10 protein-coding genes are annotated in these 13,611 nt (G+C 48.2%); 2 read left to right on the forward strand and 8 right to left on the reverse strand.

The genetic code is table 11. The features are described 5' to 3' along the window. Positions 1–50: 50 nt before the first annotated feature. The 8 genes from F4X88_20930 to F4X88_20965 all read right to left on the reverse strand — a co-directional run bounded on the left by F4X88_20930 (position 51) and on the right by F4X88_20965 (position 11,138). Positions 51–1,946 carry a PHP domain-containing protein gene (locus F4X88_20930; protein MYA58747.1) on the reverse strand — a complete coding sequence of 632 codons (1,896 nt, stop codon included), beginning with the start codon at positions 1,944–1,946 and terminating at the stop codon, positions 51–53. 299 nt (positions 1,947–2,245) lie between these two features. Next, entirely contained in the window at positions 2,246–3,103 is an 858-nt protein-coding gene (locus tag F4X88_20935) for a hypothetical protein (GenBank protein ID MYA58748.1), read from the reverse strand. 24 nt (positions 3,104–3,127) lie between these two features. Continuing rightward, the gene (locus F4X88_20940; GenBank protein ID MYA58749.1) at positions 3,128–3,775 is read right to left on the reverse strand and encodes an ATP-binding cassette domain-containing protein; all 648 of its coding nucleotides are present in this window, start codon (positions 3,773–3,775) and stop codon (positions 3,128–3,130) included. Then, positions 3,772–6,069: a type I DNA topoisomerase gene (gene topA / locus F4X88_20945; protein MYA58750.1), complete on the reverse strand. Its 2,298-nt coding sequence runs from the start codon at positions 6,067–6,069 to the stop codon at positions 3,772–3,774. Before topA ends, F4X88_20940 begins: the two co-directional genes overlap by 4 nt. A 304-nt stretch (positions 6,070–6,373) precedes the next feature. After that, the gene (locus tag F4X88_20950) at positions 6,374–7,147 is read right to left on the reverse strand and encodes an acetyl-CoA carboxylase carboxyl transferase subunit beta (GenBank protein MYA58751.1); all 774 of its coding nucleotides are present in this window, start codon (positions 7,145–7,147) and stop codon (positions 6,374–6,376) included. A 54-nt stretch (positions 7,148–7,201) separates the two neighbouring features. After that, on the reverse strand, positions 7,202–7,978 hold the full coding sequence (locus tag F4X88_20955) for a LamG domain-containing protein (protein MYA58752.1): 777 nt from the start codon (positions 7,976–7,978) through the stop codon (positions 7,202–7,204). 230 nt (positions 7,979–8,208) lie between these two features. After that, on the reverse strand, positions 8,209–10,119 hold the full coding sequence (locus F4X88_20960; GenBank protein ID MYA58753.1) for an ATP-binding protein: 1,911 nt from the start codon (positions 10,117–10,119) through the stop codon (positions 8,209–8,211). A gap of 230 nt (positions 10,120–10,349) precedes the next feature. After that, entirely contained in the window at positions 10,350–11,138 is a 789-nt protein-coding gene (locus F4X88_20965; GenBank protein MYA58754.1) for a LamG domain-containing protein, read from the reverse strand. Between the two features lie 166 nt (positions 11,139–11,304). Here F4X88_20965 and F4X88_20970 point away from each other — a divergent pair, with 166 nt between their 5' ends. Together F4X88_20970 and F4X88_20975 are read left to right on the forward strand one after the other, a co-directional pair. Continuing rightward, positions 11,305–12,678 carry an MATE family efflux transporter gene (locus tag F4X88_20970; protein MYA58755.1) on the forward strand — a complete coding sequence of 458 codons (1,374 nt, stop codon included), beginning with the start codon at positions 11,305–11,307 and terminating at the stop codon, positions 12,676–12,678. Between the two features lie 50 nt (positions 12,679–12,728). Beyond that, positions 12,729–13,433 (forward strand): hypothetical protein, encoded by a 705-nt coding sequence (locus F4X88_20975; GenBank protein MYA58756.1) that lies wholly within the window; start codon positions 12,729–12,731, stop codon positions 13,431–13,433. Positions 13,434–13,611 lie beyond the last annotated feature (178 nt).

The raw sequence follows: 13,611 nt of genomic DNA on the forward strand, positions 1-13,611 counted from the left end.
GTTGATACGGAAGTGAGAAGTCGGAAATCGGAAGAGCCGCCTACAGATAATTATTTGGGCGTTGTATTACCAATTCCACAGACCCGACGCAATTTTTCCAGAGGGTATGTGTTGATGACTTCGGCTTTTGTCAACCATCCGCGCCGGGCGACATTCAATCCGGATTGACGGTGCGCGAGTTGCTCGATGGCATGCGCATCCGTGTTGACTGCTAAGAGTACCCCCGCTTTTTTTGCCATACGCACGAATTCAGGGTCAAGATCCAATCGGTTCGGCGCGCCGTTAATCTCCAAAACCGTTTTATTCTCCGCAGCGGCTTCAATAATCTCTTCAAGATTCACTCGATACATCGGTCTACGTCCGAGCAGTCTGCCTGTCGGATGACCGATGATGTTGACAAAAGGATTTTCGATCGCTCGAACGATACGCCGCGTCATTTCCGCTTCCGATAGCGAGAAATGACTATGAACGCTTGCGACAACAATGTCAAGTTGTTCTAAAGTTTTAGCACGATAATCCAGATCGCCATGCTCTCGGATATCTACCTCAGAACCTGCGAGGATTGTGATATCCGCAACTTCTGCATCCAATTCACGAACGCGTTCCACCTGTTCCAGAAGTCGCTGCCGCTTCAAGCCATTTGCTATGACAGAGGAGGCAGAATGGTCAGTGATAGCCAAGTATTCAAGTCCCGCTGTTTTTGCCGCTGCGACCATATCTTCGAGGGTATGTCGTCCATCACTCCAATCGGTATGTGCGTGTAAGTCACCTCGTAAATCGGTAAACTCAATGAGTTTTGGCAAAGTACCTTCTTTTGCCGCTGCCACCGAGGCACCGTCCTGTCGAAGTTCCGCTGGAATATAGGAGAGCCCAAGTTTTTCGTATATTTTCTCTTCCGTCATGTCCCGCGCTTCATGCCAAAAACCAGGGGGCTCCAGAAAACTTTCGTCAGAAAGTGCGTCAAGGTGCGCGTCTGTCGCAGTTGTCAGGAAAAGAGTCGCCTCGTATGTGGCAGCAGTACATAGATAGACAGATACCGGAAAATCTCTATCAATATAAAATTGAATCACAGGGAGCGTGTCACGCACGTCCCCTGTTCGGTCGTGTTGACTTTCTTCGGTCGGTCTTTTGTAAAATTTAGACGTGTCGTTGTCATATAGGTACTGAGTTTGACTGTCTGTTTTGAAAACAATCGGGGTCTGCGGCGTTTTAATAGTGTTTAAAGGCTCCAGCAGTGCTTGTAGCGGCGCAGGCACGGGACCACTGTCAAACTGAAACGTTCCTTCGTCTTCACATTCAACAATCAACGCGACGCTGTGGCATATCTCTTCATACCGCCGTAAATCACCTGTCCATTGGTAACGTTTTATCCAGTTTTCGCTATCTATCAAGTGCGTCAGATGGTCGAAAAGGTCTTGAGTGGGGGGTAAAATGTGCCATAGCGGACGTTTGTTCCTCTGTTCTACCTGAAACGCCAGACTTTCAGTGATCATCCGGATCGAGTTTTGTCCTATACCTTGTATGTTTCTCATTTGTCCGCTCTCGATCAATTCCGAGAGATCATCAAGGTTTTTGACGCCATAGTCTCGATAGAGCCTCCCGGCGGTTTTTACACCAACCCCTCGGAGATTGAGCAATTCAAGGATGTCTGCTCCCATTTCTGCGGTGAGTTCGTCATAGAATTTGCAACGTCCGGTTTCCAACATTTCAACGGTCTTGTCTTCGATGGCTTTCCCTATACCGGGGGTGGCGCGAAGTCTTTCTACTGCTTCTCTGTTATATCCCGGTGTCCTGTGTTGGGAATCTTTGGAAACCAATTCATCGGGAAATTTTTCAATGATAGTTGCTGCTCGTTCATAAATTCGAGCCCGAAAGTCATTTTCACCGCGAATTTGTAGGAGGGATCCGATAGCTTGGAATATAGCACTAATCTCCCGATTTGTCATATTTTTAATTTTCCTTGCGGTTCGGTTAGGTGGGTTTGATGCATGAAGTGCCTCTCCGTATATCTAGGGGAAACACCCAAGCAAAAACCCTGCGTGTTTTTGCTTGGGGTCTTTGCAATGTAATACATTGTCCCGCAAGTCCACACGTTGTCCTCGGATGCCACACGCGCATCCGTTCTGGTGCTACGGAAATGTAATACAAGGAACAGATTTAGCCTATTCCCAGACTAAATCCGGTATTTCTGCGTATTTTTGAAGGCTACCACATGTCTGCGTGCTTATCTGATAGGCGTAGGTTACTATACCAACTTCCGCTGCGCGGCAAAACCGGCAAGGCACCCAATTGCCATTTCGCCGACAACAATTAGAATAGACTGATAGATAGTAAGAAAATCGACCGCCCCTAATTGTGGTTTGAAAATATAAAACATTCCGTAAAAGCAACCAAGTCCACACAATGCACCAAGACTGCCAAGGAAAATTCCGTGAACAACAAAGGGGGTGAGGAGATAATGACGCGACATGCCGAGGAGTTTCATAAGGACTATCTCCTCTCCACGGGCAATCGCTGTTTTCTTGATAACAGAACCGATAATAAACCAAATAATGGCAACTGCTATTCCAATGGCGACCAGAGTCGTCCGTTCTGAATCGCGTAGATGATCCTTCAACTGCCCCTGTCCTGTCAAGAGCACATCCTCAATTTCACCGTGGGCTTTAATATCCAACGCAATCTGCTCTAAAGTTTTACGCGTTATCAAGTCTTCGTCCACATAAATTTTGAGGGATGCTGGAAATGGATTTACGCCTCTATTTTCTGCGAATGCCTCCTTAATGAGGATACCCAAATCTTGGAATTGGATTTCACCGCGGGCAAGGCTTTCTGCCTTTGAAGCGTAATTGACGGCGAGTACCTGCCCATTTTTTTCTATTTGGCTCACCAGGGTGCGCCCGGCTGATTCATCAACAGTGTCTTTTAGAAACGCGATTAGGGTGGGGGCATGACTTTTAAACTCAGACTGCCGTAGTATAAATGAATGTTTTAACAGTAAGGTAGCAAGTAAAACAGTGATGAAACCGATGCCAAAGAAACTCAGTACACTTGCACTGCCGGCACGGGCTATATGGGATATGGCATTCTTAAGATGATAACGCATTTTTTATAGTTATCGGTTGACTATTCAATGGATGCCGCCATCTCGTAGTTCAATAATCCGCTTATTACATTTCTCGGCGAGTGTTCGGTCACTCGTGGAGACAAAGATAGTCATCCCCTGAAAGTTAAGCGCATTAAGAAGTGATATCACTTCAAGCGAAAGGCGTAAATCTAAGCCTTCTGTTGGGGCATCCGCAAGGAGTAACAAAGGATTGTTGATAATTGCTCTCGCTATAGCAAGGCGGCGTCGCTCGTTGCCAGATATTTCTGATGGCAGTGCTTTGTGATGGTGATAGAGTCCCATCTGATTCAGGAGTTTATCGACATTTTCCTTAATCAGTTGCGTTGGGGTCCCTATTAATCGCTGTGGCAGTGCCAAATTCTCTCGAACTGTTTTGTTTTCTAAGAACTTGAAGTCTTGAAAGACGAGCCCTATCTTTTGCCGAAAGTAGGGTAGCCTCACTTTATCCAACTGCGCAAGTTGTTGTCCAACCACACTCAGGTCACCGCCTACTGGATCTAAATCCGCGTATAATAGGCGGAGTAATGTTGTCTTGCCAGAGCCACTTGGACCCACGAGAAACACGAATTCGCCGCGTTCCACGCGAAGGCTTACCTTCTCAAGCACACTAAGTTCACCATAACTGAAACTGACCTGGTGTAACTGTATCATTTTTCCTCTGTTTTTGTATAATCACAATCTGCTGTGTGACAGACGAGGCGCGTGGTTACGCTTTCACTCCCTTTTGACTTTGCTGTCTTCTCAACGAGGAAGGGCGCGTTGCATTTCGGACAAGGTATTGACACAGGTTTATCCCACGTCGAGAATTCACATTTCGGATAGTTGCTGCAACCATAAAAGACCTTCCCACGTCGGCTGCGGCGTTCACCAATGTAGCCATCACAATTAGCCTCCGGGCAGTCGACTCCCATTGGAATCGGCTTTGCATTTTTGCATTTTGGGTATCCACTACACGACAAAAATTTGGCACCCGCACGGCTAACTCTCACAACCATCGGCTTATCACACTTGTCGCACGCGATATCGGTCGGCTCCGGTTCCGCAGTAGAAGCGTCATCCGCAGTTGTTAAACGCTTGATATTCCGACATTCTGGATAATTAGCACAGCCGAGGAACCGTCCATATCTGCCCCACTTGATAATCATGTTGTCCCCGCACTTTTCACACTTTTCGTCCGATTGCTTTTCCATCGCCTTTCGGGCTTCATACATCCTATCCGGGGCTTCCTTGAGTGCAGTTTGGAATGGAGGATAAAACTGTCCTAATGTTTCTACCCACTTAACTTTGCCATCAGCGATGACATCAAGCTGCTCTTCCATTTTTGCTGTGAATTCAACGTCGACGATGTTGGGAAATCCATGTTTCAGGAGTTCGTTAACGAGTCTTCCGACATCTGTAGGCGTGAGCCTGCCGCGTTCTTTGGTGACATAACCTCTATCCTGAATTGTTGATAGAATAGAGGCGTAGGTACTCGGACGTCCGACCTCCTTCGCTTCCAGCATTTTCACAAGCGTGGCTTCACTGTAACGGGGAGGAGGTTGCGTAAAATGCTGCTTCGGTTCTAATTTACGTAAATCCAGTGTGTCCCCTTCTTTAACGTCGGGCAAATTGACATTCTCTTCGCCCGACTCACGTTCATCGGCAGCGGGATCATCTTTACCTTCCATATAGACGCGCCTGAATCCTCGAAATTTCATCACTGAGCCGGTGGCACGGAACAGATAAGTGCCTGCTTGGATGTCAATTGTTGTGCCATCAAAAATCGCTGGATTCATCTGACTCGCTATAAACCGCATCCAAATGAGTTCATAAAGTCGATACTGATCTTTACTCAAATATGGCTTCAAATCTGCGGGAGTTCGCAACGGCAAGGTTGGGCGGATCGCTTCGTGGGCATCTTGCGCCCCTTTTTTGCTCCGGTAATTAACAGCACGATTGGGTAAATATTCTGCACCATAAGTTTCTTTGATATACGCTCGCGTTGCTTGGAGGGCTTCCTGAGCAACACGTGTCGAATCGGTCCGCATGTATGTAATGAGCCCAACGGATCCTTCGCTGCCGATTTCCAATCCCTCATAGAGCTGTTGGGCAATAAGCATCGTCTTTTTGGCAACAAAACGGAGTTTTCGAGACGCTTCCTGTTGTAAGGTACTTGTGATAAACGGTGGGACGGGTCTCTGTTTCCGTTCCCGCTTTTGGACTTTTTCAACGAGATATGTCTGTGTTTGTGCGTCCGCCGCCAGTTCTTTGGCGCGCGTTTCGTCTATATGGAACCCATAATTATTGATTTCACCCTTCTTTTTCCCAATTTTATGTAACTTTGCGGGGAAGAGATGCTGGACCTTCGTCGGTGTCAATGTTGCTGTGAGTGTCCAGTATTCTTCTGATTTAAACGCCTCGATTTCTGCTTCACGCTCACAAATCAGGCGCACTGCAACGGATTGAACTCTCCCGGCACTGAGACCCGGTTTCACACTACGCCACAAGATAGGACTAATCTGGTATCCAACGAGCCTATCCAAGACACGACGCGCCTGTTGCGCATCAACGAGTGCCATATCAATGGTGCCCGGTTTTTCAATTGCTTCTAAAATTGCGTTTTTGGTGACTTCGTTGTAGGTAATCCGGTGGATCGGCTTCTTTATCTTTTTCAGTTCCTCAAAAAGATGCCAGCAGATCGCTTCACCTTCGCGATCTGGATCCGCAGCGAGATAGATACTGTCAACCTTACGCGCTTCGCTTTGGAGGGATTTCACGACCTTCCCTTTTCCCCGAATCAAGACATACTTCGGAGCAAAGGCATTCTCAATATCGACACCCAGTTCCTTCGGAGGGAGGTCCCGGATATGTCCAACGGAGGATTCAACGATGTAATCCCTACCTAAAATCTTTTTGATAGTCTTCGCTTTCGCCGGCGATTCAACAACGACGAGTGACTTTGGCATTTTTTTTACTATTGCTCCTGGGCTGCCCTCCTTGCGCAGGTTTCCTATGGAGGTTTGCGGGACAATATTTCGGGCAGATTCGAACCGTCAACTCGGGCTTTGCTGCCTTGTATCGGAGGCAAGTTGGAAGTTCGAGTTACGTCGCGACTGAATCGCGTCCATTACATTTATGTCACTATTATACACTTTGATTAACGTCTTATGTTAACTGCGGTTTCATATCTTATCAATCCGTCCGTTTACGCGGTATAAGGTACACATTCTATTTTTCGGACGGGAAAAAGTGAGAAGACAGATACATACATTAGGCGGCGAAGGCGATTAGGTCTATCAGCATCTGACGCATATCCGACCGGTGAACGACCGAATCGATGAATCCATGTTCCAGTAACGATTCTGCTTTTTGGAAGTTTTCCGGGAGTTCCTCGCGGAGACTGGCAACGGCTAACGGACCCGCAAAGCCGATCCGAGCCCCCGGTTCAGCAACGATTACATCACCGAGAGATGTATAACTGGCAGTCGCACCGCCGAACGTTGGATCCGTGACAACCGAAATATAAAAGACTCCCGATTTGGCATACTCCGCACAAGCGGCAGCGGTTTTCGCCATCTGCATCAAGGCGAGCGTGCCTTCTTGCATCCGCATCCCTCCACTCACGGAGACAATCACTAATGGCAACTGATTTTCAAGGGCGCGTTCAATACATCGGGTAACCTTTTCACCGATGACAGAGCCACAGGTGCCGCCTATAAATCCGACATCGCCAATCGCAAGAGCAGTCGGATAGCCACCGATATTCGCTATGCCGGAGAGCATCTCCGATCTGAGTCCCGTTTTTGCGACATCTCTTTCGAGTTTTTGTGGGTATTCTGGGAATTCCAGCGAATCAATAGAGTAAAGATGGGCATCGTATTCTTCAAAACTATCCGCATCTATAATGAGGTTGAGCCGCTCATGCGCACTCATGTAGTGATGGTAATCGCAGTGTGGGCAGACCTTGAAATTGTTTGTGAAGGTCTCTACCGCGATCTGTGCATTGCAATTTCTACATGAAATTGTTTGTGAAGTTTCGGACATTTTTTAGTTGGTAGGGCAAGGTTCGGAAACCTCGCCCATTGAAAAAATTCAGTGTTAACGTCCTGCTTTCAGGCGACCCCAGGTTGTAGAGAGTTTCCCCGCTGCTTCAACAGCAAGGGCATCTACACCCTGTTCCATGAACGTATTGATCTCATCCTCGCTCAGTGCGCGATTCCAGAGACGGACTTCGTCAATAATTCCGGCAAAGACGTAATTAAGACGTTCGCAATCCTGTCCAATCCGCCACGGATCATCGTTGGCTGCAAGTTTGCCGGGGACATCCCCTTCAGCTTCTTCCTTACCATCAATGTAGATTTTGCCCTTCTTGGTGTCGTTGGTGAAAGCGATATGGATAAATTTCTCGGTGTCAGGCAGACCGGTCGAAATATCATTGCGACCCGCTTCGGTTTCAAAACGGAGTTTGAAGGTGCCACCTTCACTGAACAATCCGTATTGAACCCTACCACCGCATCCGCCGTGAACGGATTTACCGACAATCTGGCGGGTGCCGTTCCAGTGCTCGGCGTTAACCCACGCCATAAACGTCATTTCATCCACATTCAGTTCGGGAGTGCTTTCAACGGTGACAAAAACATCGCTGCCTTCACCCCCAAATTCCAACGCCTTGTCGAATTTGCCGTCAACCCATTCTGGATTGTCAATGACACCGTCATGCCCGTTTCCGCTAAGATCTTCCGCTTTGTCCCCCTTGCCTTCATCATAGGGGTGGTACACCACCAAGCCATCTAGGAACTCTGCTGGACCGATAGACATAGCGAAGGGTGTCACTACCAAAAGTAGTGTGATGGATAAACAAATAGCCAGTTTCATAAATTGCCTCCCTATAGGTAAAAATAAGGTGTTTTCAATGAGAAGAGTGTCTACAGGTTTCCAAAAACTTTGTAAATAACAATTTGGGTTATTATAACAAACAGAGAAACACCTGTCAAGAAAAACTTTTTAATGTTCCTTGCGGTTCGATGGAGAGAGTTGGAGGTGCGAAGTCTCTCTCCTTTCTTCCCACTATTCGTTTCATAGATAAATCCTGTGCCTGTTAAGGGTCAAGCGTTCAAGCCGAGTTGACTGCTCAGTTCCATTAAGCGTCTATTAATTCCGGTCTTATCAATCCGATTGCCATCTACAAATTCTTGATATAGCGGCGACAGGGGTGCTTCTGGGATCATGTTCCGAGAATTCGCCTCCCGTAACGCTAACAATCCCATGAAAAGCTGCATCTCCGGTGAGTAGTCAGGTATGAAGTCATCCAATGCTTGACGGAGTTCGGTTTCAGTGAAGGTATCGCGTCCTTCGCGTTTTGCGATGTTACTCGCACGTTGAACAATCAAGGAAAGGTCCCGTGCAGTCAACCCATCCGTTGCTGAATCTCCAACAAGCCCGCGGAAGTCAAATGGATCGGAGACTTGTCCTTGACAGAATATCTTTAAAATCTCTATCCTGCCTTCAGCATTTGGCGGTAACAGAATTAATTTAGTGTCGAAAATGCCGTATCGTCGAAAAATCTGCGGCATCAGGTCTGGACGGCTTGATGCGCCGATCCATATCACTCTCCCGTGCAAAGAAGGATCGCTGATAGCGTTCACGAGGTTCTGGGGGAAGGGCTGCTGTTCTTCTGGATGCCTCGCTGTGCGTGGCGATGCCTGTTCAATTTCATCCATAAAGACAACCGTGGGTGAAATCCCTCGGATAAAATTAAGAGCAGCATTTAAGTTCCGCTCATAAGTGTTCCCATTTTCATTGATGTTTACCGCTATCTCGCCGACCTGACTGGCGTATCGGAGTTGGACAAACGTCATGTCCGCCTCGCCTGCAAGTCCCTTCGCGAAGTAGACCTTACCGGTGCCGGGAGGTCCCAGGAAGAGCATACCCCGCGGCACACGACGCAGATCTCGGTTTCTCATCCCTTCTGCAATATCCTTAATTGTTGACATCACATACCAGCCATCATCCGAAGCATGCGTGTAGGTTTCACCGAGTTCGAGGACGCCATGGCTGAAAGCCTTAATGCTCTCCCTTCGGTATCTCACAAGCGGTTCTCCGCCCGTCTGCTGTCCTGCAGATTCTGCCTGTTTCACAACATCGTGAATGCCGAAAAGGTTCAGTCCTATTGTCTCGCGGGCAAGGGACTCTCTGTCGTGCTCGTTTCCAAGGGTTACCCGCATTTGCGACATCGGATCCGAGATGTTGTGGAGATATTCAATAAAGTGGCGGCGTTGATCGTAGTCTGGAAACGGAATTTCTATCAGCGGAATCTCCGGATTCACGGTGAGATTCGGATGAATGTCATAGGTGTTATGGGTAAGAAGTAGAATGATGTGTTTACGCTTTCGGATCTCCAAGTCGGATGCCCAATGCTGCATCTGATTGAAAAAGCGTTGCAGGTCATCATTGGAGGCACTGCTCAACGAAGGGGCGTTTGGGGCGAGTTGCTCCAAGAAGTTGATAACCAAGCCGACTCTCGCCTTGTCTTGCTGCAAAAGATGTTTCAATCTTTCCTGCAACTCCTCCGAAGGGGCAGGATCTATATGCATGAACGGGTCTTCATGCGGCTTATCGAACGCCAAAGTGGCATTAATTCTTCTGCGTGCAATCTGTGGATCTATTTCATGCTCAGTAAGGTGTGCGTCTTCTGCTTCCGGAAAACGTCGAAAGGTCTGAAGCCATGTCGCTATACTTTGAAAATGAAAGACACCGGTTTTCTCGTACTTCGGGGCAATGTTCAGCATTTTTTGGGTCGCTTGCCACCGCCGAATATTAGGCAAATCAATGCCTTGTGATGTATTATATCCCAGGACGAGTTCACAACCCGACAGACTGAGTTGCTCCATGAGATATTCTGTAGTCGGCAAGTAGCCGTACACATCGTCATGTAACAGGTCTTGGACGTTGAAGTGGAGGAGAAATTGGTGTGCAGACCCAGCATCGCAGTGTCTTTTTATCTGTTCCCAAAACATATTTTAATTATACCTTGCGGATTTTTAATTTTACCTTGCGGGTCGGTCAGATAGGTCTGGTGAATGAAGTGCCTCTCCGTATATCCGCCCGCCTAGCGCAAACCTATAGAGGCTTGCGGGACAATGTTACGGGCTGCGTCCTTAAGTTTAAAAAAACCTCCTAACTGAAAAATGATAACCGACACGCATAAAAAGAGGGAGGCGCGCGTGAGACGCGCGCCTACAATGTTCTAATGCGCAATTTTGATGTTGCCCCAAGTGGTGGCTAATTTCGCACGAGGGTCAACGGACACCCCTAAGTCTTGTGCCCCAGTAATTTCGTCAGCACTCAAGGCACGGTTCCAGAGAGAAACCTCATCTATAATGCCCGCGAAGACATAGTTGAGGCGTTCACAATCCTGCCCGATCCGCCACGGATCATCGTTGGCTTTCAATGTACCCGGCACTTCGCCTTCGGCAACCGCTTCAGCGTTGATATAGATTGTTGCTGTTTCGCCATCGTTGGTAAAAGCAATGTGGATCCATTCACCTGTTGCTGGCAGATCGGTTGTGATATCAGCTCTGCCGCCTTCGGTTTCAAAGCGGAGTTTGAAAACGCCACCTTCGCTGAATAGACCGTATTGTGTTCTACCCGCACACCCACCGTGAACAGATTTACCAACGATCTGACGTGTGCCGTTCCAGTGATCTGCGTTAATCCATGCCGCAAAGGTGCACTCGTTCACGTTCAAGACATCTGTGCTCTCAACAGTGACGAACACGTCGCTGCCTTCGCCACCAAACCGGAGTGCCTTCCCGATCTGCCCGTCTACCCAATCCGGATTGGAAATTTCACCGTCGTGTCCGTTACCGCTCGCGTCTGCAGCGAGTGTGCCTTCCCCTTCATCATAAGCATGATGTAGGACAAGCCCATCTGTGAGTGCTGCCGAGACGAACGGTGTAAATAACAGGGTGAGTGCTATTGAGAAACACACAATCCCATAGACTGAGAATCTGCCAGTCAATATTGCATTCTTCATATTTTGCCTCCTAAAAAATTATATAACATTATAGCAGATTTACGGAATTCTGTCAAAGGAAAACAACGCGAAACAAAGCGTATATTTTTGTCTTGACGACCGGGCAGAAGTCTGCTAAAGTAAGACGTAAGCGTTTGTTACGATGGAATGAAGGTAAATTAAAAATATGAGAAAAACACGGGCCGATTTGACCCGAGGAAGTCTTCTCAGACACCTGTTACGACTGTCAGGACCGATAATACTCAGCTACATGCTGCAAGAGGCATTCAACATTGTTGACATGATCTTCGTTGGAAGGCTCGGTGCTGGCGCGATCGCGGCTGTCGGGGTGAGCGGAAACTTAATCCGATTGATCGGGGTTTTTTCGCTTGGTATTTCAACGGGAACCGGGATTATGGTGGCACAGTATCTCGGCGCGAGGAATCTCGCACAAGCTGAGCACATCGCCCTCCAGTCAATCCTGTTAGCTGTGTTTTTTTCTATCGGTGTAACCCTCGTTGGCTACCCGTTGGCTGAACAAGGGTTACTCGCTGTTAGGATGGTAGACCCAGAAGTGCTGAGGCTCGGCACGACTTACATGCATATCATTCTCGCCGGTATTAGTACAATGTTCGTGTCGATGACGCTCGGTTCTATCTTCCGTGCGGGTGGCGACACTGTCACCCCGATGGTGGTATTGATTTTCGCAACACTGATTAACATTGTCCTCGATCCATTGCTAATTTTCGGTTTGTGGGGATTCCCGAAACTCGGGGTCGCAGGTTCGGCGTATGCGACGCTTATCGGGCGCGGCGCGAGCGTAATCATCCTACTTTATCTCTGTTGGAGTGGACGCGCCCCCGTTTCATTTCGGAGCGTTCGGTATCAAGTAGATTTCGTGGAAATGCTTGACATTTTAAGGCTCGGGGTTTACAGTTCGATGCAAGGGTTTTGGCGGCATATTTCGCGACTCGGATTCTTGTGGGTCATCGGACCCTATGGGAAGACGGTTGTCGCGGCATATACGATCTGCATGCGACTCCGAATTCTCGTGATGAATCCCGGCTTCGGCATCGCAAACGCGGTCGTTCCGTTAGTCGGACAGAATTTAGGGGCGAATCAGATAGGGCGCGCTGAGCGGTCAACACGGGTGGCGAACCTTTTAGGTGCTGCAATCATGGCAGTCATCGGCGCAATTTTCTTCCTTTTTCCACAGACATTCATCCGAATTTTTACACCGGAAACGGATGTTATCGAGATCGGTATCACTTATCTACGGTTTCTATCCCCGACATTCGGATTCATCGCCTTTTCACTCATTTTAGGCAGAGCCCTCAACGGTGCAGGAGACACCTTCTCCCCGATGGTGATTACACTTGCGGCACAGGTCGTTGTCGGTTTGGGACTCGTGATTTTACTTTCGCACTTCATCGGTCTCAATGGCGTTTGGTTGGGGATTGCCCTGTCAAACGTTGTGCAAGGGATCGCAATGTGGCTTTGGTATAGTACTGGAAGGTGGAAGGCAATAAAACTTGTTAAAAAGAAACCAAAGATAGCATAGGACACAACATAGCGAATGTATCCTACAAAGAATTCAGAAGGAGTTGGCGAATGATGGAAACCTATAAAGGTTACGTAAATCCACAACTAATTATCTCTGCTGAGGAATTGAAAGGCGCGCTCGACGATCAAACGTTCTGCATCGTCGATACGCGACCGACATCCGAATATATCCGCGGACACATCCCCGGTGCCCTTCATTTAGATTTGTTCGGTTTAAGCCTCATTGATACTCGGAAAGAGACGTTCGATGCCTTTATGTGGATGATAGCATACCTGTTTCAGCAACGCGGTCTTGATCCGAGTAAACCGATTGTATGGTATGAAGACATATCGGGAACGCGCGCCTCGCGCGGGTTCTGGTTTTGCGAATACTTAGGGCACCCTGAAACCCATCTATTGGATGGCGGTTTCAAGGCGTGGCTATCAGCAGATGGACCTGTGAGCACAGCTGGGGCTGAACCCCCGGAGGTTCCACCTTTTCCGATAAATACGCAACACGATATACACATGGATGCGGATGTGATTCGTGTCCTGTTAAATCGAGACGACTTTATTCCCCTTGATACACGCACCGACGATGAACACTACGGTCGGGTTGCCCGTGCAGAGCGGGCAGGGGCTATTCCAGGTTCCATCCACATTGAATGGCTCGATAATCTTGACGAGGTGGGGGCATTCAAACCCGCTAATGAACTCCGGGCAATGTATGAAGCCGTCGGTATTACACCGGAAAAACAGGTAATGTGTTACTGACAGGGCGGCTACCGCTCTTCCCAAGCCTATTTGGCGTTGCGGCTCTTGGGTTACCCAAAAGTGAGCAACTACATAGGCTCTTGGAAAGAGTGGGGTGACCGGCTGGATTTGCCGGTCGAAATTCCGGAAGCTTAGCGGTTATGGCACACGGTGTGATACCACCCAACGCCTAAAGGCG

The organism is Candidatus Poribacteria bacterium, assembly GCA_009839745.1.
Taxonomy (GTDB): Bacteria; Poribacteria; WGA-4E; order WGA-4E; family WGA-3G; genus WGA-3G.